Raw genomic sequence first — 25,003 nt, 5'->3', positions numbered from 1 at the left:
CCTGTCACTTAAAGTTATCAGGTGCTTTCTGTTGTCGTCTTGGCGGCTCCATCGCCAAACACCTTATCTTCCCGGACATGCACAACGACACATAGATAACACCAAGGCACAATTGCCGGATAACAGTGTGTCGCTTTGGCGCCGCATTAAAGAATCGGATAAAACTACGACCACTGTAAGAACAGTAAAAATTTCAGGCTACCTAATAACAACTTCAAGGTAGGCCAAGACAAATTAATAGCTGGAATAACCAAACGCACTTTGTAGGAATAATCAAAATCCGGCATTACTACAACCAGAGTTAAAAACCCCTACAAAACTAAGTCACTACTCAGCAGCTATCATGGGATATCACCCTACATATCTCACAAGATATCCCCGCAGACAGCTTCAGAAAAATTACCGAAGCACAACGCGTTGGCTCCAGCGGTCGATCGTGGCACGATGGTTGGGTTATCGACCGAGATCCCCAAACCATGCCGCAATCCCAAGCCAAGAATCTGTCCCTGATCGCAGCCATCGACCTGGGCTCCAACAGCTTTCACATGGTCGTGGCCAAGGCCCAGAACGGTGAAATCCGCATCCTTGAGCGGCTCGGCGAGAAAGTGCAACTGGCTGCCGGGATCAACGACGAACGTCAGCTCAATGAAGAATCCATGCAGCGTGGGCTCGACTGCCTCAAGCGCTTTGCGCAACTGATCAACGGCATGCCCCCTGGCGCTGTACGAATAGTGGGCACCAACGCCTTGCGCGAAGCCCGCAACCGCAATGAATTCATCCATCGCGCCGAGGAAATCCTCGGGCACCCGGTAGAGGTTATTTCCGGCCGCGAAGAAGCGCGCCTGATTTACCTCGGGGTTTCCCATACGCTGGCCGACACCCCGGGCAAACGCCTGGTCGCGGACATTGGCGGCGGCAGCACCGAATTCATCATCGGCCAGCGTTTCGAACCCCTGCTGCGCGAAAGCCTGCAGATGGGCTGCGTCAGCTACACGCAGCGTTATTTCAAGGACGGCAAGATCACCCCGGCGCGCTATGCCCAGGCCTACACGGCGGCGCGTCTGGAGATCATGAGTATCGAACACGCCCTGCACCGCCTGAGCTGGGATGAAGCCATCGGCTCCTCCGGCACCATCCGTGCCATCGGCCTGGCGCTCAAGGCCGGCGGCCATGGCACTGGCGAGGTGAATGCCGAAGGCCTGGCGTGGCTCAAGCGCAAGCTGTTCAAGCTGGGGGATGCCGAGAAGATCGACTTCGACGGCATCAAGCCTGACCGCCGCACCATCTTCCCGGCGGGCCTGGCGATTCTTGAAGCCATCTTCGACGCCCTCGAACTGCAACGCATGGACCACTGTGACGGCGCCCTGCGCGAAGGTGTGCTCTATGACCTGCTCGGTCGCCATCATCATGAAGACGTGCGTGAGCGCACCCTCAGTTCGCTGATGGAGCGCTACCACGTCGACCTGGAGCAAGCGGCGCGCGTCGAGCGCAAAGCCCTGCATGCCTTCGACCAGGTGGCCGACGACTGGGACCTGCAAAACGGTGTATGGCGCGAACTGCTGGGCTGGGCCGCCAAGGTGCACGAAGTGGGCCTGGACATCGCCCACTACCACTATCACAAGCACGGCGCCTACCTGATCGAGCACTCGGACCTGGCCGGATTCTCACGGGAAGATCAGCAGATGCTCGCGCTGCTGGTGCGCGGTCACCGCCGCAATATTCCCAAGGACAAGTTTGCCGAGTTCGGCATGGACGGCATCAAGCTGATTCGGCTGTGCGCGCTGTTGCGCTTTGCAATCCTGTTCCACCACATCCGCGGCACCCAGGAAATGCCCCAGGTGAAACTGCGCGCCGACGGCGACAGCCTGGAAGTGATGTTCCCCAAAGGCTGGCTGGACGAAAACCAGCTGACCCAGGCGGACTTCGCCCAGGAAGCGGAGTGGCTGACGCGGGTTGGGTTCAGCCTGAACTTGCGCTAACCAAATGTGGGAGGGGGCTTGCCCCCGATGGCAGTGGGTCAGTTTACAAATAAGTGACTGACCCACCGCTATCGGGGGCAAGTCGAATCGTCGCACCGCCCCTCCCACATTTTTCACACCGCGCTGGGCTCTAGTTCACCGTCAGGATCGGGCTGCCCAGCTTCTCCAGCAGCGTCGCCTGTGCACTGCGCGCGTTCTGGTTGCCGGTCGGCGTGTTGCGTACATACCGCCCGTCCGACTGCAAACTCCAGCTATGGGTGTTGTCGGTCAGGTAGCTTTCCAGCTCCTTCTTGACGCGCATGATCAGCTTTTTGCCTTCCACCGGGAAACAGGTCTCCACACGCTTGTCGAGGTTGCGCTCCATCCAGTCGGCGCTGGAGAGGAACATCTGCTCTTCGCCGCCGTTCAGGAAGTAGAACACCCGCGTGTGCTCCAGGAAGCGGCCGATGATCGAGCGCACATGGATGTTATGCGAGACGCCGACAATGCCCGGGCGCAGGCAGCACATGCCACGTACCACCAGGTCGATACGCACGCCCGACTGGCTGGCCTTGTACAGCGCGCGGATGATCTTCGGATCGGTCAGCGAGTTGAATTTGGCGATGATGTGCGCCGGCTTGCCGTCGAGGGCAAACTGGGTCTCGCGGGCAATCATGTCGAGCATGCCCTTCTTCAGGGTAAACGGCGCGTGCAGCAGCTTCTTCATGCGCAAGGTCTTGCCCATGCCGATGAGCTGGCTGAACAGCTTGCCGACGTCTTCGCACAAGGCGTCGTCGGAGGTCAGCAGGCTGTAGTCGGTGTAGAGCTTGGCGTTGCCGGCGTGGTAGTTGCCGGTGCCCAAGTGAGCGTAACGCACGATCTCACCGGCTTCGCGGCGCAGGATCAGCATCATCTTGGCGTGGGTCTTGAAGCCGACCACGCCGTAGATCACCACCGCACCGGCCGCTTGCAGACGGCTGGCCAGTTGCAGGTTGGACTCCTCATCAAAGCGCGCCCGCAGCTCGATCACTGCGGTGACTTCCTTGCCGTTACGCGCAGCATCCACCAGCGCATCGACGATTTCCGAGTTGGCGCCTGAGCGGTACAGCGTCTGGCGCACGGCCAGCACGTGAGGGTCCTTGGCGGCCTGGCGCAACAGGTCGACCACCGGCGTGAACGATTCGAAGGGGTGCAGCAGCAGGATGTCCTGCTTGCTCACCACGCTGAAGATGTTCTCGCTGTTCTGCAGCAGTTTCGGGATTTGCGGCGTAAACGGCTTGTATTGCAGCTCCGGATGGCTGTCCAGGCCGGTGATGCTGAACAGGCGCGTCAGGTTGACCGGGCCATTGACCTGATACAACTCGGATTCGGCCAGGTTGAACTGCTTGAGCAGGTAGTCCGACAGGTGTTTGGGGCAGGTGTCGGCCACTTCCAGGCGCACCGCATCGCCGTAGCGCCGCGAAAACAGCTCGCCGCGCAGGGCACGCGCCAGGTCTTCGACGTCTTCGGAGTCCAGCGCCAGGTCGGCGTTACGGGTCAGGCGGAACTGGTAGCAGCCCTTGACCTTCATGCCCTGGAACAGGTCATCGGCGTGCGCATGGATCATCGACGACAGGAATACATAGTTATCCCCAGCGCCCCCCACTTCTTCGGGTACCTTGATGATGCGTGGCAACAGACGCGGCGCCGGGATGATCGCCAGGCCCGAGTCGCGGCCGAAGGCGTCGATGCCTTCCAGCTCGACGATAAAGTTGAGGCTCTTGTTCACCAGCAACGGGAATGGGTGCGTCGGGTCGAGGCCGATCGGGGTGATGATCGGTGAGATCTCGTCACGGAAGTAACGGCGCACCCAGGTCTTGATCTTGGTGGTCCAGTGACGGCGACGGATGAAGCGAACCTGATGTTTTTCCAGTTCCGGCAGCAGGATGTCGTTGAGGATCGCGTATTGGCGGTCCACATGGCCGTGCACCAGCTCACTGATGCGCGCCAGGGCCTGGTGCGGTTGCAGGCCGTCGGCCCCGGCTTGCTCACGCGCGAAGGTAATCTGCTTCTTGAGGCCGGCGACCCGGATTTCGAAGAATTCGTCCAGGTTGCTCGAGAAAATCAGCAGGAATTTGAGCCGTTCCAGCAACGGATAGGACTCATCCAGCGCCTGTTCCAGCACGCGGATGTTGAATTGCAGTTGTGACAGCTCGCGGTGGATGTACAGGCTGCTGTCATCCAGGTTGGTGACCACGGCAACCGGCGCCGGCGCCGGCGCTTCGGCAACCACCGCAGGCGGGGCCGGCTCCAGCTCCGGCGGGGTCTCGGCGACTTGTTCAACCACCGGATGAGCGTCTTTTACGGCAACTTCTGTAAGTCCTTCGGTATTCATGAGTGTTCCTGTGAGGGCTATTGTTGCTCTCTAAGCAATTGGGCAGCGCGGGCGGCGAAGTAGGTCAGAATGCCATCAGCGCCGGCACGTTTAAAGGCTGTCAGGGATTCGAGGATCACCCCTTCACTCAACCAACCATTCTGGATTGCGGCCATGTGCATGGCGTATTCACCGCTGACCTGATAGACAAAGGTCGGCACTTTGAATTCCTCTTTGACCCGGCAAAGGATGTCCAGGTAAGGCATCCCTGGCTTGACCATGACCATATCGGCGCCTTCGGCCAGGTCGGCCGCCACTTCGTGCAGGGCCTCATGGCTGTTGGCCGGGTCCATCTGGTACGAAGCCTTGTCGGCCTTGCCCAGGTTCAGGGCCGAGCCCACTGCCTCGCGGAAGGGGCCGTAATAGGCGCTGGCATACTTGGCCGAGTAGGCCATGATCCGCACGTTGACATGTCCGGCCAGCTCAAGCGCTTCGCGAATCGCCTGGATGCGACCGTCCATCATGTCCGACGGCGCCACCACCTGGGCACCGGCCGCCGCGTGAGACAAGGCCTGCTTGACCAGCGCATCGACGGTGATGTCGTTCTCGACGTAGCCTGACGGATCGAGGATGCCATCCTGCCCATGGGTGGTGAATGGATCGAGGGCTACGTCGGTGATCACCCCAAGCTGCGGGAAACGCTCGCGCAGGGCGCGGGTGGCGCGCTGGGCGATGCCCTGCGGATTCCAGGCTTCGGCCGCGTCAAGTGACTTGAGCTCTGCGGGCGTTACCGGGAACAGCGCCAGCGCCGGAATGCCCAGCGCCACCCAATGCGCGGCTTCTTCAAGCAGCAGATCGATGCTCAAGCGCTCCACCCCTGGCATCGAAGCCACCGCTTCCCGGCGATTTTCGCCGTCCAGCACGAATACCGGCAGGATCAGATCATTCGTCGTCAGTACATTTTCACGTACCAGACGGCGCGAAAAATCATCACGACGGTTACGACGCAGACGCGTGGCGGGGAACAGCCGATTGGCGGGGGTAAAGCTCACGACAGACTCCTGAGCCCGCGTTTACGGGCGAGCGGTGCAGTTATAAGCGGCCATTATGACGAACGAATGACAGTTGTGCTTATCGATGCGACCTGTAGTCACATTCTGCACTGACATAGGAATTGTTCACTTCGTGACACATCTCGATACTTTCATGAATCTTCGTGAAGGCGTAGGCTGCGCGTTCATTTCGCCAGCACCCTAGACCATGCTTCAACAATTTCTGCATGACTTCGGCTACTTTGCCCTCTTCCTCGGCACGTTCTTCGAAGGCGAGACCATCCTCGTACTCGCAGGCTTCCTGGCGTTTCGTGGATACATGGATATCAACCTGGTAGTGGTCGTTGCCTTCTTCGGCAGCTACGCCGGCGACCAGCTTTGGTACTACATGGGGCGCAAGCACGGCCGCAAGTTGCTGGCGCGCAAACCGCGCTGGCAATTGATGGGCGACAAGGCGCTGGAGCATATCCGCAAGCATCCGGATATCTGGGTACTGAGCTTTCGCTTCGTCTACGGTTTGCGCACGGTCATGCCCGTGGCGATTGGCCTGTCCGGCTACCCGCCCCTGCGCTATCTGATCCTTAACGGTATTGGTGCAGCGATATGGGCGGCAGCGCTGGGGGCTGCGGCCTACCACTTCGGCGCAGTGCTCGAAGGCATGCTCGGCAGCGTCAAGAAATACGAGCTGTGGGTGCTGGGCGCCTTGCTGGTGCTGGGTTTTGGCCTGTGGCTGCGACGCCGCTTCAAGAATGCCCGCATCGCCCGCGAGGCATGCGCCGAGGCCAAGGCTCGGCGCGCTGCCGAACCCGCGCCGGTCGAAACGCCTAAGACGCCAGACGCGTAAGCCGGCCCCTGCAGCAGTAGAGGCCGATCACGCTGAGCACGCTGTAGCTCGCCAGGCCCAGCCAGCCCAGGTTGCCGGCGGGCCACAGGCCGACCCACGGGGCCAGCCCTGCCAAGGGCACATTCAGCCCCAGGCGCACCCACTCGGCCTTCAGCGACCACGGGCGATTCTCCAACGCGACCCCCAACGTGAACAGCCCCAACGCCATCGCTCCCCAGCCCAGGACCAGCGCCTCCGTGGGCAGACCTTCGCCGATATTCATCAGATAGCTGCCAAACCCCACGTAAACTGCGAATTGCAACGCGACATAAACCTGTTGGCGTCTGTCCAGCGGCACCTCGAATTTGCGGAACCGGGCCAGGTCCGGCTTGGCCAGCGGATACTTGGCTTTGACGTCTGCGGGGCGCCAGCCGGTGCGCATAAACCAGATGCGCAACTTGTCCCAGTGGCTTTCAGTACGGCGGGCATCGTTCCACAGCTGCGCATAAAACTGCAGGTTTGCCCACAGCGGGTTCCAGCTGGCCAGGGGCGTGGTTACACCGAAGATCACCGGCTCGTTGTCATCTTCCTCCTGGAACGTGCCGAACAGCCGATCCCAAAAAATGAACACCCCGCCATAGTTGCGATCCATGTAGAGAGCGTTCTGTGCGTGGTGGGCCCGATGATTGGACGGGGTGACGAAGAACCATTCGAACCAGCCGAGCTTGGGAACGTGACGTGTATGGACCCAGAATTGATACAGCAGGTTGAGCGAAGCCACGCTGATAAACACCACCAACGGCACACCGAGCACGGCCAGGGGCAGGTAGAAGATCCAGCTCAGCAAGAAGCCGGTGCTGGTCTGACGCAGCGCGGTGGTGAGGTTGTAGTCCTCACTCTGGTGGTGCACGGAGTGCGCAGCCCAGAGGATATTGCGCTCATGGCCCATGCGATGCAGCCAGTAATAGCAGAAGTCGTAGAACACGAATGCGAACACCCAGGTCCAGGCACTCCGGGCCGACAGCTCGATCAGCGCCAGGTGCTTGAGGGCGAACGCGTAAGTCAAAAGGCCCACACCTTTGGTCAGCAATCCGGTTGTGGTGGACAGCACCCCGGTGCTGAGGCTGTTGATGGCATCCGCCACTCGATAGTTGCGCGCACCGCGCCAGCGGTCGGCCAGCAGCTCAACCACGATCAACGCAATGAAAAACGGTACCGCGTAAGGCACGAAGTCCATGGGCTAGTCCGGTCTTTTTTTGTTACAGCAAGATTAGGTGCAGTGGCGTGAGTTCCCATTGGCAACAGGTTACAAATTAGTAGACATTTAACGCCATGAATCAGGAGAAATGCCCATGAGCAAAAAGATTGCAGTGATCCTTTCCGGCTGTGGCGTATACGACGGTGCAGAGATCCAGGAAAGCGTGATCACCCTGCTGCGCCTGGACCAGCGCGGCGCTCACGTTGAATGTTTTGCGCCGGATATTGCGCAGTTGCATGTGATCAACCACCTCACCGGCGAAGAAATGCCCGAATCGCGTAATGTATTGGTGGAGTCAGCGCGCATCGCCCGAGGCGCGGTCAAGGATATCCGTGAGGCCAACGCTGCTGACTTCGATGCGCTGATCGTGCCGGGTGGGTTCGGCGCGGCGAAGAACCTGTCGGATTTTGCCGTGCAAGGCGCCGGCTGCAGCGTCAACCCGCAAGTCCTGGAATTGGCCGAAGCCTTTGCCGAAGCCGGCAAGCCTGTGGGGCTGATCTGCATCTCCCCTGCCCTGGCCGCGAAAATCTACGGCCCCGGCGTGACCTGCACCATCGGCAACGATGCCGACACCGCAGCCGCCCTGGACAAAATGGGCGCCACCCATCAGGAATGCACAGTGGAAGATATTGTCGAGGACACCGCGCGCAAGTTGGTGAGTACGCCGGCCTATATGCTGGGCAAGAACATCAGTGAAGTCGCGTCGGGCATCAACAAGCTGGTAGACCGGGTGCTGGAACTGACCCACGAAAACGACTGACGCCCTCTTCCTGTAGGAGCGAGCTTGCTCGCGAAGAATCTAAGAGCGCCGCGTCCATCCAGAATGCCCGCGTTATCGTTGACGTTCTTCGCGAGCGAGCTCGCTCCTACAAAGGCTTCATTAAACGGGTAAGCAGGCGGTCAAGCGCATTGGCAAACGCTTGCTTGTCTTTTTCACCATGGGGCGGCGGCCCGCCGCCCATCTGGCCTTGCTCACGCAGATCGGTGAACAGGTTACGCACCGCCAGGCGCTCGCTCATGTTCGCCGGGCTGAACTCCTTGCCCCGTGGGTCAAGGGCCGTGACGCCCTTTTTCACCAGCCGGTCAGCCAACGGCACGTCGCTGCAGATCACCAGTTCGCCAGGCACAGCGTGTTCAACGAGATAATCATCGGCCGCGTCAGGGCCGCTGGGCACCACGATCAACTTCACGCAGGAAAAGCCAGGTTTGATCTGACTCTGCCCCGCCACCAGCACCACCTCGAATTGACGCTTGAGGGCGAATTTCACCACCTGATCCTTGGCCGCCCGTGGGCAAGCGTCCGCGTCGATCCAGACCCGCATGCCTACGCCGCCGCCCTTTGCTTCTCGGCCAGGCGACTGCGGCCATACAGCACCACGATCGCCAGTATCGCCACGGCCTGCGCACTCAACGAATACGCATCGGCGTGAATGCCCAGCCAGTCAAAGTCAAAAAACGCCACCGGCCGAGTACCGAAGATGCCTGCCTCTTGCAGCGCCTTGACGCCATGCCCGGCGAATACCACCGACAGTGCGCACAACAGCGCGGCGTTGATGCCAAAGAACAGTGCCAGCGGCAGCTTCGCCGAACCGCGCAGAATCACCCAGGCCAGGCCCACCAGCAGCACCAGGGCGGTGGCGCCACCCGCCAGCACCGCTTCGTGCCCGGCCGGGCCGGCTTGCAGCCACAGGGTTTCGTAGAACAGGATCACTTCGAACAGTTCGCGGTACACCGAGAAGAATGCCAGCAGCGCAAAGCCAAAGCGCCCACCGCCGCCCACCAGGCTGCTCTTGATGTAGTCCTGCCAGGCCGCCGCGTGGCGCCGGTCGTGCATCCAGACGCCCAGCCACAGCACCATCACGCTGGCAAACAGCGCCGTGCAGCCTTCCAGCAATTCACGCTGGGCGCCGCTGACATCAATCACGTACGCCGCCAGCGCCCAGGTGGCCAAGCCGGCCAACAGCGCCAGGCCCCAGCCGACGTTGACGCTGCGCACCGCCGATTGCTGGCCGGTGTTACGCAGGAAAGCCAGGATCGCGGCAAGCACCAGGATCGCTTCCAGGCCTTCGCGCAGCAGGATCAGCAAACCGGAGATGTAACTCAACGACCAACTCAGGCCGTCGCCGCCGAGCAAGCCGGCAGACTCACCGAGCTTGCCCTTGGCCACGTCCAGGCGCTGTTGCACCTGCTCGATCGGCAGTCCGTCCTGCAATGACTGCCGATAGGCCATCAGCGCCTTCTCGGTGTCCTTGCGCACATTGGCGTCGACATTATCCAAGGAGCTTTCCACCAGCTCGAAGCCTTCCAGATAAGCAGCTACCGACAGGTCATAGGCTTGTTCGTGGTCGCCGTTACGGAACGCGGCCAGGCTTTTGTCCAGGGTGGCGGACGTGTAATCGAGCAACTGCGCCGGGCCGCGCTTGACCTGCGGCGGTTGTGCACGCTGGGCGCGGAAGGTCGCCGCCGCCGCAGGGCCGTCTGCCGCCAGCACTTCGTTGGGCGTCTGGCGCGCCAAGTCGGCGAGGTTGAAGGGCTGTTCGCTCTTGGCCGCAGCCGGGTCCGCTGTGAAACCTGCGATGTACGTGGCGAGGTCCCAACGCTGACGGTCATCCAACTGATCGGAAAAGGATGGCATGTCGGTGCCTTCGACACCCAGGCCCAGGGTGTTGTAGATCGCATACAGGCTCAGGCGATCCAGTCGCGTGGCATCGCGCAGGTTAGCCGGCGGCGGTGTCATGCCCATGGCGGCCGGGCCATCGCCGGCGCCAGCAGTACCGTGGCACACCGAACAGTGCTGTGCGTAGAGCGGCGCACCGCGCGTGGGATCTGGAGTGATCGCCGGCGCCTGGCTGACTTCATACGCCACTGCCAGTTTGGCGCCCAACTGACGCGCCTGGCGGGCGACAGTTGCGCCGTCTGCATGGGCAGTGACGGCCGCCAGCAACTCATCGACGCCCTTTATCAACTCGGCGCGTTCGGGTTTTTCCGGCAGTTGCGCGACCAGACCCTGCAGCACGCCCAGGAACTCCACCTGCTCGCGGTATTCCGAGTCGTCCACCACCTTGCCCGCCTCTACCGTCGGCGGGTAGTCGGCGCCGATGTAATCGAGCAAATGCAGAGCCTGTGGTGCGCCTTCGGCGGTCGCGGCCCATAGATTGAAGCTGCACGACATCAACACCGGCAGCATCAGCCAGGCGAGAAAGCGGAAAGGGGCAGTCATGAATGAATCTCAGGTGGAAATACGAAGTAACACTATTGTTGAGCTTTAACCGATTTGACTCAAGGTGTTATTTCGTCACGCCCCTCCCACATTTTGATCCAGTTTCTTCAGTCAGGCCGTCGCGCGATGCAGGCTGGCGAGAAAACCGGCGGCACCGACGAACAGCCCGGCGAACGTACGGTTTACACGCTTCTGCTGTCTCGGCGAGCGCAGCAGGCGCAGGACTTTCGAGGCCAGACCCGTGTAACCGGCCATCACGATCATGTCGACGCTGATCATCGTCGCACCGATGATCAGGTACTGAATCGCCAACGGCGCCTGTGGATTCACGAACTGCGGCAACACCGCGAGCATGAACACCAGCGCCTTGGGGTTGCTGGCGTTGACCAGGAACCCGCGGAACATCATCGCCAGCGGCTTGCCGATCGGACGTATCGCCGCGTCATCGGTCATGTCCAGCGGCAAGGCGCGCCATTGCTTGATGGCCAGGTACACCAGGTACGCCACCCCGAACCATTTGATCGCATAGAACGCGGTCGATGACGTCGCCAGAATCGCCCCCAGGCCGCCCGCCACCACGGCAATCTGCATCGCCAGGCCCAGTTGCAGGCCAATGGCGTTCCAGTAGCCGCGTACAAAACCGTACTGCAGACCGCTGGACATCGAGGCGATGGCGCCTGCGCCGGGGGAAAGGGAAATGATCCAGCTGGCCACGAGAAAAGCCAGCCACGTGTCGAGTGCCATAGCACACCTCGAAAGGGAGTTTGTGGTTGTGCCTTAAGCTAACTCCGGCGACCAAAGGCTGGCTATAAATTTTTACAAGATATGATTCTAGCGGTCGCCAGGGAACACGTGCGTACCAGGCCAGCGCCGTACCGAACGCTGGAAGAACAAGCTGTTGGGCACTTGCACCATCGCACTGTCGGTGCCGGCCTCCTGCACCTCGATCAGCGTGGTATAGAGCAGATTGATCGCCACCACGCGCCCCTTCACGCCGGGCTTGTCGACGGTGTCCACCAGTTCGACGATATCGCCGAGGCGAAACGGACCCACGGTGAAGATCAAAATGGCGCACAGCAAATTGGACAGCACGGACCACATGGCGAAGAAAGCCACTGCCGCCACGGCCACAAAGCCTGACAGCGCAGTCCACAGCACCGTGGCAGATACACCCAGGCGGCCCAACACGAAGATCAGCGCGCTGCCCATGATCAGCCAGCGCAGGCCTCCACGCAGCGGCATCAGCAACTGCGGCGGGAACGGATAGCGCTCACCCAGGCGGGTCAGGCCTTTGGCGACAAAACGCTGGGCAAGGTAGCCGGCCAGCAGGATCAGCAGGATTTGCACGCCGATCCACACAGGTTCGATCCATTGCGCCGGCAAGGGCAGCTGCAACGCGTCCATCAGGACAGCGCCTCGAGCTGCGCTTGCAGGGTTTCAAGCAGTTCGAGGGCTTCCATCCAGGACTCCTCCAATTGCCCCTCGCGCACCTTGAGCCTGGCCTGTTCGGCCAGCAAGTCACGCAATTCATCCTTGCGCGCGGCCTCATACACGGCGCTGTCGCCCAGGCTGGTTTCGATCCTGGCCAGGCGCTCATGCACCTTGCCCAGCTCGGCCTCCAGCTTGTCGGCTTCGCGCTTGTGCGGGGCCAACTGCTGACGCAGTGCGGCGGCGGCCTGGCGCTGGGCTTTCTTGTCGGTCTTGTCCGGGTTGACCGGGGTATTGCTCACCGGCGCATTGCGCAGACGATAGTCAGTCAGCCAGCGCGCATAGTCGTCCAGGTCGCCATCAAACTCTTCGACCTTGCCATCGGCCACCAGCAGGAAATTATCGGTGGTGCTCTTGAGCAGATGGCGGTCGTGAGACACCACCAATACTGCACCGCTGAACTCCTGCAGGGCCATGGTCAGCGCCAGGCGCATTTCCAGGTCCAGGTGGTTGGTCGGTTCGTCGAGCAGCAACAGGTTCGGGCGGTCCCATGCAATCAGGGCCAGGGCCAGTCGGGCTTTTTCACCACCGGAGAAGTTCAGCACCGGCTCGTCGATGCGCGCACCACGGAAGTCGAAGCCTCCGAGGAAGTCGCGCAGGGTTTGCTCGCGTTCGCTCGGCGCCAGGCGCTGCAGGTGCAACAACGGGCTGGCCTTGGCATCGAGCGAGTCCAGTTGATGCTGGGCGAAGTAACCCACCACCGTGTTCTCGCCACGGGTCAGGTGCCCGGCCAAAGGCTCAAGCTCGCCCGACAGATTCTTGATCAGCGTCGACTTGCCCGCGCCGTTAGGCCCCAGCAAACCGATCCGCGCGCCGGGTATGAGCTGCAGCTTGACCTTCTCCAGGACGGTCTTGTCGCCATAACCCAGGCGCGCATCCGACAGGTCGAGCAGGGGGCTGGAGATTTTCACCGACTCACGGAACACGAAGTCGAACGGCGAATCGACGTGGGCCGCCGACAACTCTTCCATGCGCTCCAGGGCCTTGATCCGGCTCTGGGCCTGGCGGGCCTTGGTGGCCTGGGCCTTGAACCGGGCGATGTAGCTTTCCATGTGCGCGCGCTGCGCCTGTTGCTTCTCGAACGCTTGCTGCTGTTGGGCCAGACGCTCGGCACGGGCGCGCTCGAAGGCGGTATAGCCGCCACGGTAGAGCGTGATTTTCTTCTGTTCGACATGGGCGATATTGTCGACCACGGCGTCAAGGAAATCCCGGTCGTGGGAAATCAGCAACAAGGTGCCCTGATAGTTCTTGAGGAAGTCTTCCAGCCACAGGATCGCATCGAGGTCCAAGTGGTTGGTCGGTTCGTCGAGCAGCAACAGGTCCGAGGGACACATCAGCGCCTGAGCCAGGTTCAGGCGCATGCGCCAGCCGCCGGAGAAGTCGGCGACCGGGCGATCCATCTGTTCGTTGGTAAAACCCAGGCCGGCCAGCATCTTGCGGGCGCGGGCGTCGGCGGTGTAGCCGTCGGCGCTGTCGAGTTCCGAGTGCAGGCGCGCCTGGGCGGCGCCGTCCTGGGCTGTTTCCGCTGCGGCGAGGTCGCGCTGTACCTCGCGCAGACGCAAGTCGCCATCGAGCACGTAGTCGATTGCGATGCGGTCCAGGGTGTCGATCTCCTGGCGCATATGGGCGATACGCCAGTCGGCCGGCAGCAGGCAGTCCCCGGAATCCGGGGTCAGCTCACCCAGCAACAGGGCAAACAACGTGGATTTTCCGGCGCCGTTGGCACCGATCAGGCCGGCTTTGTGACCGGCGTGCAGGGTCAGCTCGGCATCTTCAAGAAGACGTTGCGGGCCACGCTGTAATGTTAGGCTTTGAAGTCGGATCATAATGGCGGCGGAGTCTACCAGCTTCGTTGACCGCTGGCTTGGGTGTGAATATGTGCGCTGACCTGTGGAGCTTTGCCCTCTCGACTTATGCCCGCCCCGGTGTGGAGGCCGCTTGCCTGCGGTTGCAGGAACAGGGAGCGGATGTGTGCCTGCTGCTGTGTGGTGCGTGGCTGGAACAACGGGGTGTGGCGCGGCTGCCCGAGCGCGTCGTGGCACTGCAACAGCTTGCGCGGCCGTGGCGGATGCACGTCGTCGAACCCTTGCGAGCGGTACGTGTGCAATGGCGGGCGATGGCACAGCAGGATGCGCATCTGGATGAATTGCGAGAGCAGGTCAAGGCCTTGGAGCTGGAGGCCGAGCGAGCCTTGCTGATGCGCCTGGAAGCGCTGACGCAGTCATGGTCGAGCAATGAGGTGACAGGTCGACAGGAATGGCTTGAAGGTCTGGCGACCGAAGCCGCCAACCTTGACCACAACGCGCTGCAGCAGCTGCGCGTCATGGTCACCCGCGCTTAGGAAGCGCTGGTTGGGGTGACGCTTGGCGCTGCCGGTGCAGCAGCGCTGCCGACGGATGCGGTTGGAGCGGAGGACGCTGCCGGGGTAGCGGCAGTTGCTGCGGGAGTTGCTGGCTTTGCAGGTGCTGGCTTTGCCGCAGCAGGCTTGGCAGCGGGTTTTGCGGCCGGTTTTGCAGCTGGCTTGGCGGCTGGTTTGGCAGCAGTGGTTTTAGCGGCTGGCTTGGCGGCCGGTTTTGCAGCAGCGGTTTTGGCAGCTGGCTTGGCGGCTGGTTTTGCAGCAGCGGTTTTAGCAGCTGGCTTGGCGGCCGGTTTTGCAGCAGCGGTTTTGGCAGCTGGCTTAGCGGCTGGTTTGGCAGCAGCAGTTTTAGCGGCTGGCTTAGCGGCTGGTTTGGCAGCAGCAGATTTAGCAGCTGGCTTGGCGGCTGGTTTCGCAGCAGCGGTTTTAGCGGCTGGCTTGGCGGCTGGTTTCGCAGCAGCGGTTTTAGCGGCTGGCTTGGCGGCTGGTTTTGCAGCAGCGGTTTTAGCCGCTGGCTTGGCGGCTGGTTTTGCAGCAGCGGTTTTAGCCGCTGGCTTGGCGGCCGTTTTAGCCGGCGCCTTCGCTGCAACAGCCTTGCTCGCCGGCTTCTTGGCCGCGCTGGCTGCGACAGCTTTTGCCGGAGTACGAGTACCCAGCGCCTTGGTGACAGCTTCCTTCACACGACCAACGCCCTGAGCCAGTTTCAGGCTTTCCTGAGCGTCTTTTTTGAGTTGGGAAATGTAGCTGCGGGTTTCGGCTTGGCGATCCTTGAGGGCGTCCAGCAGGTCCTCAAGTTCTTTAACAGCGTCTTTGGCCTTGGCTTGTGCCTTGGCCTTGCCGGCAGTGGCGGCGTCTTGCAGTTTGGTGCGGGATTTGTGCAGCTTTTCTTGCGCTTTGCCGCGTTGTTTTTCCAGTTTGGCGAGCAGTTTTTCTGCATCGGCCAAGGCTTGGGAACAAGCGCTTTCCAGATGTTCGAGCAGGCTGCCCGACAATTGTTGGAGTAAGTGCAACGGGGTATTTACAGGCTTCTGTTTGGCCGACATGGTTTACCTCCTGGCTGACGTGGGTGCGGCTCATACTAGCCCTCTGCTCTTACCGCCGCTAGGGCATGTTGACAGTATCGTTTGCGTTGCGTTGCAACGTACGAAAATTCTTATCGATATAACAGAAAAGCGCACCACTACTCAGCCATTTACGCTGGCATAATCCGTCGCACTTCAGGCGGGAGGACACCTATGTCGCGTTACCTTTTCGTAGTGCTTGCCCTGGCGATTTCCAGCGCCGATGCGGACGAGCAATCGCCGCCAAAAACCGCTGTTCAAGATCAGCATGACCTCGCCTACAGCCTGGGCGCCAGCCTCGGTGAACGCTTGCGCCAGGAGGTCCCCGACTTGCAGATCCAGGCCCTGATCGATGGACTCAAACAAGCCTACCAGGGCAAACCATTGGCACTGGACAACGCGCGCATCGAACAGATTCTTGCACAGCACGAAGCACAGAACGCCATCGACAACCCAGCGCCGCAGAGCGAAAAAGCTCTCGCCGCCGAACAGCAATTTTTGTCGAAGGAAAAAGCTGCAAAGGGTGTGCGTGAGTTGGCGGACGGCATCCTGCTCACCGAGTTGACGCCGGGCACGGGCACCAAGCCGTTGGCAACTGATGAGGTGCAGGTGAAATATGTGGGTCGGCTGCCCGATGGAAGCGTGTTTGACCAGAGCGCACAGCCCCAGTGGTTTCGCCTGGACAGCGTGATCAGTGGCTGGCGCAGTGCATTGCAGCAGATGCCCACCGGCGCGAAATGGCGTCTGGTAATCCCCTCGGCCCAAGCCTACGGCGCGGACGGCGCAGGCGAATTGATTGCGCCCTACACACCCCTTGTCTTCGACATCGAGTTACTCGGGACCCGCCACTGACGCATAAAAAAACGGTGCGTCAAGCGCACCGTTTTTTATCGCATTGCCCCGATCAGACCTGAGCAGGCTCTTCTTTGTGGGCGTTGTGCAGCACTTCGATCAGGCAATCTTCAAGCTCGAAACGCTCATGCAACAGACCACCCAGCTCTTTGAATTTTTCCGCGACACACTTGCCTTCATCGCACAGATCGTTAAAAGCCAGCAGCTTTTCGGTAATCACATCAATGCGCGGGTAAAGGGTCTCAGCGAACTCAAGACCGCGCTTGTCCTCGAAGGCTTCCGCTTCCTTGGTGAGTTGCGTGTAGATACTCAGGTGACCGGCAGAAACGTAATCCACCAGTACGACACAGAAGTCCTGCAACGGCTCACGTTTCTCGGCCAGCGCTCCAGGCTCGGCCCCCAACTCATCAAAAGCCAGAACCAATTTGCGACGCGCATCCAACCACTTATCGATCAGTGTGTGCACGCCACCCCAGCGTTCGCGAGCATTCTTGCAACGTTCCAACATGATGATCTCTCTTCCCTATAGGGGACGCTGCTGCACCGTGCCCGCGCAATGCTTCAGGGTTGAAGCGGCAATCGGACGAGGTCGCGTCTGACAAGCGGTTTCGATAACGCGTGCGGGCCAGATTATGCCCGCATCACTATGGCTTCAAGGTACGCAGGAGAGAAAGTTCATACAAGCGTTTAATCCCGTCCTACCACATGAACAGAATTTTCCTCGCTTTGTGATACGTGACGCCGGCCAGGCAACAACCGGGAAAGCAGTGTGCTCCACAGAATCAGCATCGCCAGGAAAAACAGCAGGCTCCACTCCGGAACGCTGAGGTCAAATAACGTCCAATTGATTTCGACGCAGTCGACCGATCCCTTGAAGACTGACTGGACAGCCCGCCAGAACGACAGGTGCTCAATCATGTAGTCCAGGCTTGGCCAGCAGTTGGGCATCTGATCCGGCGGAGTGTTCTGCAGCAGCACTTGGCGCCCGGCGGTGACGGCGCCGAATAATGCACACCCGATACTCGCCAGCCCATACAGGCACACGCCTGTGCGGCCAGGATTATGCAGGGCGGCGATCAGGTTGATCAGTACAAAGACGGCGAGAAACAACCGTTGTACCTGGCACAAAAAGCAGGGCTGTAACAGCGCACCATATTCCAGATAGAAAGACACGCCCAACGTCAGCGCACCGGCCATGAACGCCAGGACAAACAAGGAGCGTAAAGGGGCCAAAGACATTGTTTATCCGCACCGCAAGAGATAGGTCGCTACGGTAGAGGAAAGGCCCGATCCCTTTCAATACGCCTTGGAGCGGACAATTCCGCGAAGAGACAAGGAGATTCCGTCAACACACGGAGGAAATCGCCCTACAACACGTAAGAATTGATTACAGGCCTACTTAAGCTCAGTAATTACAAAGAGTTAAAGGGTTGGCTGACAGATAGATCTGAGCCAACCCGTGAACACTTTCCTACTTCAAGCTTGCGCCGGTGCTGGCAAGGGTGAGGCCAGTAGACGATTATCGAGTAACCCCAAGCCTTCCTGGAACAGCCGGTTGCTGCGCTCGGTATCACCCAATTGGGCGAGCAAACGGGCCAATTCGGCACAGGCTTCGGGATTGCGCTGCACCTGCAGGCTGCTTTCCAGATAATCCCGGGCCTTTCCCCACAGGCTGTTCTGCAGGCAGAGACGACCCAGCGTCAGCAACAGGCTGGCATCGCCAGGATGATCCTTCAGCCAGCCTTCGGCAAACTTCAACTGACGGGCCGGGTCGCTGCCGCGCAGCAGGCCATAGAGCCGAATAAGATGGCTGTCATAACTGCGCTTGATCGCACCGCGCAGCACTTCCTCGGCCCTGGCATCGGCGCCCAGTCGACGCAGTTGATCGGCATAAGCCAACACCAGTTGTGGCTCCTGGCGCTGGGCTGAAGTCAATTGCTCCCATGCGCGGTCAAGGGACTGCAAGCCGGCTTCGCCATGCTCCTCACGCTGGGCCGCCAGGCCAAGGTTTTCTCCCCAGGCCCGACGCTCCAATTCAGCCAGCTCGCTGGCCGGCAACACCTTGTCTTTACGCAGTTCGGGCAACAGGCGAATCACCGACGACCAATCGCCACGCTGCTGGTGCAATCGCTGCAACTGTCGCAGGACCTGGGCGTTGTGGGGATGGCGCTCGTGCATGGCCTGCAGGGTGGTCAGGGCACCTTCCGTATCGCCACGGTCCATCTGGAGTTGCGCATGGCTCAAGGCAACGGCCAGCTCCGCCTGGGGCTGGCGAGCCAGGGCGCGCTCGAGCAAAGCATCCGATGCCTCGTAACGGCCCAGCTCGTTGGCCGCACGTGCCGCGCCGAGGTAGTACAGCAATGGCTGGCGCTCCGCCTCGGCAGCACGGTGCAGGTGGCGTTCGGCACTGGCCCAGCGGCCTTCGGCAAGGTCCATCTGGCCTTGCTCGATTGCAACTTGCACACGGCGGCTGCGATTGCGCCGCGACCACGGGTTGACCACACCGCCGGAAACGCTGACCAGACCCAACAGCACTCGGATCAGGTAGATCGCCAGGCCTATGGCGAACACCGCCACCAATGTGGCCCACAGGCTGGACTCGTAATGCAGCAAATGGGGATAGGTAATCAGCACGTAGCCGGTGTGTTTGGAAATGCCCACGGCCAGCGCCAGGGCGATCGCAATTGCCAGCACCAGGATCACATAGAAGCGCTTCATCGGTTCTACTCCTGGGTCGCAGGCTTGGCAGCCGAAGCCTTGGCTTCGTCGGCAGACAAATGGCGGCGCTCGAGGTACGCCTGCACGGCCGCCAGGCTTGCGGCCAGGTCAGGCGTCACCACCGAAACGGCCTTGGGCTCAAGCTCGGCGATACGCGCCAGCATCGCCTTGCTCTGCGGGTTGTCCTGGTTGAAGTTATCCTGCAACACGCTACGCGCTTCGCCCAGCGAACGGCTATACACCGCCGATTCGCCGTTGAGCGCTGCCCACTGTGCCTGCTCCAGCGCCAGGCTCAAGGCCAGGCGCACCTGATTCAACCCCTGACCCGCCAGCAGCGGACGAATGTTGTCATCCGGGTTGAAGTCGATACGGAAATAACGGGAGATCTGTTCCCACCATTGGCTCAACTGATTACCCGTATCGCTGCTGGGACGGCCCTGGGAACCGGACTCGGTGAGTTGATACTCCGGAGCGACAGCCGCCAATTGCACCACCTGGTCGCGCAACGCCGCCAACTGCAGGTACAAGCCGGTGCGGTCCGGTTGTTCGGTGCTGCGCAAAGCCGCCAGGCTCTTGGCCAGTTGCTCACGGGCGGCGAACGCGCCTGGGTCGCTTTGCCCACGAAGAATTTCGTCGGCACCCTGGACCAGCGACTGGGCGCTGTTGATGTCCTGCAAAGCCGACAGACGCAAGCTGGCCAGACGAATCAGATGCTCGGCCTCAGCCAGGCGCCAATCCTTGCGGCTGGCGCCCAATACGGTTTCCAGACGCTGGTTCAGGCGCTGCTGATCACCCTGCAACTGGGCAACCAGGCGTCGACGCTCTTCCAGCTCATCCGCGCCGGGCAATTGCGCCAGGCGGGCGGCCAATTGTTGCTGGCTCTGCTTGAGGCTCTGGGATTGGTCATCGAGGGTCTGCACCTGACCCAGTTGCTGCTGGCTGCTGGCTTGCAGGGCACGGACCTGCCAGATCCCCCAGCCGCCGGCGGCAACACCGGCAGCGCCAAGCAGCAACGCGACGACCGCCAGGCCATTGCCACGGCGTGGCGCGGTGACCGGTGTCCCGACCGGCGCATCGAGCGCGGGCTGAGCTTCATCTTTAGGCAAGGCTGTTTCGCTCACGTATCCGTCCTTTGCGTATCAGAGAGTGGGAACGGGATTGCTCCCTAACGCCACTAACAAAGCCGAGGCACTCGCGCCTCGACAATCCACAACTTTTTCTGCGCCAGCGGCCCGCGCCATCTCGTAGACGCGCGGACTGGGCACAAACAACGGCAGCTTCGCCACCTGAGGCCAATCGGAGCCGGCCAGGGCCTGCAAGTGTAGAAAACCCTGCCCACTGCTGACCACCAGGCCGTTCAAGCGTTCCAACTGGATGCGTTGCATCAGTGCGCCCGCGTCGTAGGCCGGGAGAAAACGGCGGTACAACTCCAGGTAGTCGACACTAACACCTCGCTCGCGCAAACGCTCTGCGAGCAACTCCCGGCCGCCCTCGCCGCGCAGGATCAATACCCTGGCACCGGGGCATGCGATAGCCTCGCGCAAGGCCGGCAATTGAAGCAAGGCTTCGCTGTCGTCACCCGTTGGCGGATAGTGGACGTCCAAACCCTGATCGGCCAGTACCTGTGCCGTGGCCGCCCCCACACTGAACCACGGCAGTCGCGGCCAGGGCGCGGTCAATTGTTGCAAGGCAAGACGCGCCGCCGGCTTGCTCACCACGATCACTGCGCAATAGCGCTGCAGCGCCCCAAGGACCGCCTGTTGTTCCGGCGTGACCGGTAAAGCTTCGATCTCCAGCAACGGCAGTTCGCTGCTGAATATTCCCGCATCGGACAATGTCGCCGCCAGGGCTGCCGATTCTTCGGCAGGCCGTGTCAGCAGCACTCGCCACTGGGTCACTGCGGGCCGGCCTCGCCGTAGATTTTTTGCAGAATGGCGCCAGCGCCCTTGTCCAACAGTTCCTCGGCGACCTGGATGCCCAGGGCCGTGGCGTCGCGTTGTGGACCACGCACCTCGGCGGTCAGCAACGTGCCGCCCTCCGGGTCGCCTACCAGGCCACGCAACCACAGGTTTTCACCTTCGAGCACGGCATAGCAGGCGATCGGTACCTGGCAGCCACCGTTGAGGTGCTTGTTCAGGGCTCGCTCGGCTGTGACACGAACTTCGGTGTCCGCGTGGTCAAGCGGCTTGAGCAGTGCGTGAATTTCGCTGTCGGCGGTACGGCATTCAATGCCGACCGCGCCCTGCCCGCCGGCCGGCAGGCTGTCTTCGACGCTGATTGCGCGGGTGATGCGGTCTTCGAAGCCCAGGCGGATCAGGCCGGCGGCGGCGAGGATGATCGCGTCATACTCGCCCGCATCGAGCTTGGCCAGGCGCGTGTTGACGTTGCCACGCAGGAAGCGGACCTGCAGGTCGGGTCGACGGGTCAGCAATTGGGCCTGGCGACGCAGGCTCGAGGTGCCCACGATACTGCCCAGGGGCAACTCATCCAGAGATGCGTAAGTGTTGGAAACAAAGGCGTCGCGCGGGTCTTCCCGCTCACAGATGCAAAAAAGGCCCAACCCTTCAGGGAAGTCCATGGGCACGTCTTTCATCGAATGCACAGCGATGTCTGCTTCATTTTCCAGCAGCGCGGTTTCCAGCTCCTTGACGAACAGCCCCTTGCCGCCAATTTTCGACAGCGGCGAGTCCAGCAGCTTGTCGCCGCGACTGACCATGGGCACCAGGGTCACCCTGAGGCCAGGATGAGCCTGTTCAAGACGTGCTTTGACGTACTCGGCCTGCCATAAGGCCAGGGCGCTTTTACGGGTGGCGATGCGGATTTCGCGAGAAGACATGGATCAATCCGTACTGAATAGATACGGCAGATAATAACAGCTCAGGCAAATACGCTTTGATTTGAATCAGCAAGTGCGGGGCCTCCCTGGCCGCATCACACCGGGATAGGAACTGCAGAGCTCGCCACCGCCCCTGGCTAGAGCTGCTGCATCATCTTGCGCACGCCGGCGACATGGCGCCGACTGACGATCAGGGCATCGCCGTTGAGCCCCTTCAGAAAGAGCTGGAAGTGGCCAAGAGGCGTGCGCTGCAAGCGCTCGATTCGCTCGCGAGCCACCAGCGCATTGCGATGGATGCGCACAAAGCGGTCGCCGAACTCATCCTCCAGGGCCTTGAGCGGCTCATCGAGCAACACTTCGCCCGCTTCGTGACGCAAGGTCACGTATTTATGGTCGGCGATAAAATAGACCACCTGAGCGAGGGGAATCAGCTCGATGCCCTTGCGGGTGCGTGCGCTGATATGGCTGCGGGGGCCATTGCCACTCTGGGCAGCCGGTTGGGTCAGGGCTGCGAGCTGGGCGCGACTGGGACGCTCGGCCTTCTTCAACGCCTTGAGCAATGCGTCGCCGGCCACCGGCTTGACGAGAAAACTCACACCGCTTTCTTCGAGCGTCTGTGCAGAAAACTCTTCCTGTGCCGCGCACAGCACCAAGGCCGGTGGCGATTCGCGCTCGCTCAGACGGGCAGCGACTTGCAGGCCATCGAGGAGCGGCATGCGGATATCGAGCAACACCACATCCGGCTTGAGGCTGTCGATCAGCGTCAACGCCTCTTCGCCGCTGGTGGCGCTCGGTTCAAGGACTGTATAACCCTCGATTTCACTGACCAGACGGCTCAGTCGCTCGCGGGCTTGGGGTTCGTCATCAACGATCAGGACATTCATATTGCGCTGGATTCCTGCGTGAGTCTCGCACAAGGATAGCGTAGACAGGTGCGGTGACTTACGTCACAGCGATCCACGCTAAGACTGGCGCAAGCGGCAAAAAGTGCCCTTGGAGTGGCACCCAAATTTACCCGGACCTGTTCAATAGCGCCCAAGACCCGCCAACTTCGCGCATTGTCATAGGGTTTGCTGATACACAATCCGAATACCCCCGTATTTAATGGATAGTCTGGGCTCTGACCGCATCACCCGACTTTGGTGCATTCACACACTCTCAGTCCAACTGTAGACGCTCGCTGGAACGATATTGCTCAATCGTCAAATATCGTTTCAATAACGGCCTGCTCCCAGTCTCGTCCTGGATGCGATCGGCGGCAAGGCACTTAGCCATCCTTTGTACAAATAAAATTGCCGTCCACCCGCACCATCGCGTCCGCGAACAACCCTGTTATTATCGGCGGCACACCTTCACGCCTTTTTTAAGCAGATCACGAGCGAATTCATGAGCACCGACAAGACCAACCAGTCCTGGGGCGGCCGCTTCAGTGAACCCGTCGACGCCTTCGTCGCGCGCTTCACCGCCTCCGTCAACTTCGACCAGCGCCTGTACCGCCACGACATCATGGGCTCCATCGCCCATGCCACCATGCTGGCCAAGGTCGGCGTGCTGACCGATGCCGAGCGCGACAGCATCATCGAAGGCCTGACCACCATCCGGGGCGAGATCGAAGCCGGCACGTTCGACTGGCGCGTCGACCTGGAAGACGTGCACATGAATATCGAGGCACGCCTGACCGATCGCATCGGTGTGACCGGCAAGAAGTTGCACACCGGTCGCAGCCGTAACGACCAGGTGGCCACCGATATCCGCCTGTGGCTGCGCGATGAAATCGATCTGATCCTGGCTGAAATCACCCGCCTGCAGAAAGGTTTGCTGGAACAGGCCGAGCGCGAATCGGACACCATCATGCCCGGCTTCACGCACCTGCAGACCGCTCAGCCCGTGACCTTCGGCCACCACCTGCTGGCCTGGTTCGAAATGCTCAGCCGCGATTACGAGCGCCTGGTCGATTGCCGCAAGCGCGCCAACCGCATGCCACTGGGCAGCGCCGCGCTGGCCGGCACCACCTACCCGATCGACCGCGAGTACACCGCGCAGTTGCTGGGCTTCGATGCCGTGGGCGGTAACTCCCTGGACGGCGTGTCGGACCGCGACTTCGCCATCGAATTCTGCGCCGCCGCCAGCATTGCGATGATGCACCTGTCGCGCTTTTCCGAAGAGCTGGTGCTGTGGACCAGCGCGCAATTCCAGTTCATCGACCTGCCGGACCGTTTCTGCACCGGCAGCTCGATCATGCCGCAAAAGAAAAACCCCGACGTTCCCGAACTGGTACGTGGCAAGAGCGGCCGCGTATTCGGCGCGCTGATGGGCCTGCTGACCCTGATGAAAGGCCAGCCGCTGGCCTACAACAAGGACAACCAGGAAGACAAGGAACCGCTGTTCGACGCCGCCGACACGCTGCGCGATTCACTGCGTGCGTTTGCCGACATGATTCCGGCGATCAAGCCCAAGCATGCGATCATGCGCGAAGCGGCCTTGCGTGGTTTCTCCACCGCGACCGACCTGGCCGACTACCTGGTGCGTCGTGGCCTGCCCTTCCGCGACTGCCATGAAATCGTTGGCCATGCCGTGAAGTACGGCGTGGACACCGGCAAGGACCTGGCGGAAATGAGCCTGGAAGAACTGCGCCAGTTCAGCGACCAGATCGAGCAGGACGTATTTGCCGTGCTGACCCTGGAAGGCTCGGTGAATGCCCGTAATCACATCGGCGGCACTGCGCCGGCGCAGGTGAAGGCCGCAGTCGTGCGTGGCCAGGCACTGCTCGCCAGTCGCTAAAAAATGTGGGGGGGCGGTGCGACGATTCGACTTGCCCCCCCGATGGCGGTGGGTCAGTCACACATGTGCTGACTGACACTCCCTCATCGGGGCATAGGTATCTACACAATTTTGGTGCGACACCGCTCCTATGGCGAGGGAGCTAACGCGTATCTACCTGACGCTCCGAGGTCGAACTGTGGGAGGGGGCTTGCCCCCGATGGCGGCCTCTGGGCTGGCCGGGATGTTGGATTGGACCGAGTACATA

22 protein-coding genes are annotated in these 25,003 nt (G+C 61.1%); 6 read left to right on the top strand and 16 right to left on the bottom strand.

What is annotated here, in order from left to right:
* Nucleotides 1–476: 476 nt before the first annotated feature.
* Nucleotides 477–1,979, top strand: a complete 1,503-nt coding sequence (gene ppx, locus BFP90_RS23675; RefSeq protein WP_065893911.1) for an exopolyphosphatase — start codon at nt 477–479, stop codon at nt 1,977–1,979.
* Between the two features lie 130 nt (nt 1,980–2,109).
* On the opposite strand, the gene ppk1 is transcribed toward ppx, so the two are convergent.
* Nucleotides 2,110–4,332 (bottom strand): polyphosphate kinase 1, encoded by a 2,223-nt coding sequence (ppk1, locus tag BFP90_RS23670; RefSeq protein ID WP_065893912.1) that lies wholly within the window; start codon nt 4,330–4,332, stop codon nt 2,110–2,112.
* Between the two features lie 17 nt (nt 4,333–4,349).
* On the bottom strand, nt 4,350–5,363 hold the full coding sequence (gene hemB, locus BFP90_RS23665; protein ID WP_065898111.1) for a porphobilinogen synthase: 1,014 nt from the start codon (nt 5,361–5,363) through the stop codon (nt 4,350–4,352).
* Between the two features lie 208 nt (nt 5,364–5,571).
* Here hemB and BFP90_RS23660 point away from each other — a divergent pair, with 208 nt between their 5' ends.
* Nucleotides 5,572–6,207: a DedA family protein gene (locus BFP90_RS23660; protein ID WP_065886998.1), complete on the top strand. Its 636-nt coding sequence runs from the start codon at nt 5,572–5,574 to the stop codon at nt 6,205–6,207.
* On the opposite strand, the gene BFP90_RS23655 is transcribed toward BFP90_RS23660, so the two are convergent.
* Nucleotides 6,188–7,423, bottom strand: a complete 1,236-nt coding sequence (locus BFP90_RS23655) for a sterol desaturase family protein (RefSeq protein ID WP_065893913.1) — start codon at nt 7,421–7,423, stop codon at nt 6,188–6,190. The genes BFP90_RS23660 and BFP90_RS23655 overlap by 20 nt on opposite strands.
* A 115-nt stretch (nt 7,424–7,538) precedes the next feature.
* On the opposite strand from BFP90_RS23655, the gene elbB reads away from it, so the two are divergent.
* Nucleotides 7,539–8,204: an isoprenoid biosynthesis glyoxalase ElbB gene (gene elbB / locus BFP90_RS23650; RefSeq protein ID WP_065893914.1), complete on the top strand. Its 666-nt coding sequence runs from the start codon at nt 7,539–7,541 to the stop codon at nt 8,202–8,204.
* Nucleotides 8,205–8,310: 106 nt separating this feature from the next.
* Here the strand turns inward: elbB and BFP90_RS23645 are convergent, their stop codons facing one another.
* The 5 genes from BFP90_RS23645 to abc-f all read right to left on the bottom strand — a co-directional run bounded on the left by BFP90_RS23645 (nt 8,311) and on the right by abc-f (nt 13,978).
* Nucleotides 8,311–8,766, bottom strand: coding sequence for a YaiI/YqxD family protein (locus BFP90_RS23645; protein WP_065886995.1), 456 nt, complete (start codon nt 8,764–8,766; stop codon nt 8,311–8,313).
* A 2-nt stretch (nt 8,767–8,768) separates the two neighbouring features.
* Nucleotides 8,769–10,664, bottom strand: coding sequence for a cytochrome c/FTR1 family iron permease (locus BFP90_RS23640; protein WP_065893915.1), 1,896 nt, complete (start codon nt 10,662–10,664; stop codon nt 8,769–8,771).
* Between the two features lie 111 nt (nt 10,665–10,775).
* A complete protein-coding gene (locus BFP90_RS23635; protein WP_065886993.1) occupies nt 10,776–11,408 on the bottom strand; it encodes a LysE family transporter in 633 nt (210 codons plus the stop codon).
* Nucleotides 11,409–11,495: 87 nt separating this feature from the next.
* Complete coding sequence (locus BFP90_RS23630) at nt 11,496–12,068, bottom strand: mechanosensitive ion channel family protein (RefSeq protein WP_065886992.1); 573 nt, start codon at nt 12,066–12,068, stop codon at nt 11,496–11,498.
* Nucleotides 12,068–13,978, bottom strand: a complete 1,911-nt coding sequence (gene abc-f / locus BFP90_RS23625) for a ribosomal protection-like ABC-F family protein (protein ID WP_065898110.1) — start codon at nt 13,976–13,978, stop codon at nt 12,068–12,070. The genes BFP90_RS23630 and abc-f overlap by 1 nt, the downstream gene beginning before the upstream one ends.
* A 50-nt stretch (nt 13,979–14,028) precedes the next feature.
* On the opposite strand from abc-f, the gene BFP90_RS23620 reads away from it, so the two are divergent.
* Entirely contained in the window at nt 14,029–14,493 is a 465-nt protein-coding gene (locus BFP90_RS23620) for a TIGR02444 family protein (protein ID WP_065898109.1), read from the top strand.
* On the opposite strand, the gene BFP90_RS27780 is transcribed toward BFP90_RS23620, so the two are convergent.
* Nucleotides 14,490–15,551 carry an AlgP family protein gene (locus BFP90_RS27780; RefSeq protein WP_083203319.1) on the bottom strand — a complete coding sequence of 354 codons (1,062 nt, stop codon included), beginning with the start codon at nt 15,549–15,551 and terminating at the stop codon, nt 14,490–14,492. The genes BFP90_RS23620 and BFP90_RS27780 overlap by 4 nt on opposite strands.
* Nucleotides 15,552–15,743: 192 nt before the next feature.
* Here BFP90_RS27780 and BFP90_RS23605 point away from each other — a divergent pair, with 192 nt between their 5' ends.
* Entirely contained in the window at nt 15,744–16,421 is a 678-nt protein-coding gene (locus BFP90_RS23605) for an FKBP-type peptidyl-prolyl cis-trans isomerase (RefSeq protein ID WP_065886987.1), read from the top strand.
* A 52-nt stretch (nt 16,422–16,473) separates the two neighbouring features.
* On the opposite strand, the gene BFP90_RS23600 is transcribed toward BFP90_RS23605, so the two are convergent.
* The 7 genes from BFP90_RS23600 to BFP90_RS23570 all read right to left on the bottom strand — a co-directional run bounded on the left by BFP90_RS23600 (nt 16,474) and on the right by BFP90_RS23570 (nt 22,859).
* Nucleotides 16,474–16,929 (bottom strand): Rsd/AlgQ family anti-sigma factor, encoded by a 456-nt coding sequence (locus tag BFP90_RS23600; protein ID WP_065898107.1) that lies wholly within the window; start codon nt 16,927–16,929, stop codon nt 16,474–16,476.
* A gap of 179 nt (nt 16,930–17,108) precedes the next feature.
* Nucleotides 17,109–17,660 (bottom strand): disulfide bond formation protein B, encoded by a 552-nt coding sequence (locus BFP90_RS23595; protein ID WP_065898106.1) that lies wholly within the window; start codon nt 17,658–17,660, stop codon nt 17,109–17,111.
* 237 nt (nt 17,661–17,897) lie between these two features.
* The gene (locus tag BFP90_RS23590; protein ID WP_065886984.1) at nt 17,898–19,139 is read right to left on the bottom strand and encodes a heme biosynthesis protein HemY; all 1,242 of its coding nucleotides are present in this window, start codon (nt 19,137–19,139) and stop codon (nt 17,898–17,900) included.
* Between the two features lie 5 nt (nt 19,140–19,144).
* Nucleotides 19,145–20,260: a uroporphyrinogen-III C-methyltransferase gene (locus BFP90_RS23585; RefSeq protein WP_065898105.1), complete on the bottom strand. Its 1,116-nt coding sequence runs from the start codon at nt 20,258–20,260 to the stop codon at nt 19,145–19,147.
* An 18-nt stretch (nt 20,261–20,278) separates the two neighbouring features.
* The gene (locus tag BFP90_RS23580) at nt 20,279–21,037 is read right to left on the bottom strand and encodes a uroporphyrinogen-III synthase (RefSeq protein WP_065898104.1); all 759 of its coding nucleotides are present in this window, start codon (nt 21,035–21,037) and stop codon (nt 20,279–20,281) included.
* Nucleotides 21,034–21,975: a hydroxymethylbilane synthase gene (gene hemC / locus BFP90_RS23575; RefSeq protein ID WP_065893925.1), complete on the bottom strand. Its 942-nt coding sequence runs from the start codon at nt 21,973–21,975 to the stop codon at nt 21,034–21,036. The genes BFP90_RS23580 and hemC overlap by 4 nt, the downstream gene beginning before the upstream one ends.
* Nucleotides 21,976–22,112: 137 nt before the next feature.
* A complete protein-coding gene (locus BFP90_RS23570; RefSeq protein WP_065893926.1) occupies nt 22,113–22,859 on the bottom strand; it encodes a LytR/AlgR family response regulator transcription factor in 747 nt (248 codons plus the stop codon).
* A 502-nt stretch (nt 22,860–23,361) separates the two neighbouring features.
* Between BFP90_RS23570 and argH the strand changes: the two genes are divergently transcribed.
* Complete coding sequence (gene argH, locus BFP90_RS23565) at nt 23,362–24,756, top strand: argininosuccinate lyase (protein WP_065886979.1); 1,395 nt, start codon at nt 23,362–23,364, stop codon at nt 24,754–24,756.
* Nucleotides 24,757–25,003 lie beyond the last annotated feature (247 nt).

This window comes from Pseudomonas sp. 24 E 13 (assembly GCF_900004715.1).
GTDB classification, from domain to species: Bacteria; Pseudomonadota; Gammaproteobacteria; order Pseudomonadales; family Pseudomonadaceae; genus Aquipseudomonas; species Aquipseudomonas orientalis_A.
Note: the sequence above shows the minus strand (reverse complement) of the source record. Positions and strands in the feature narration are given on the sequence as shown.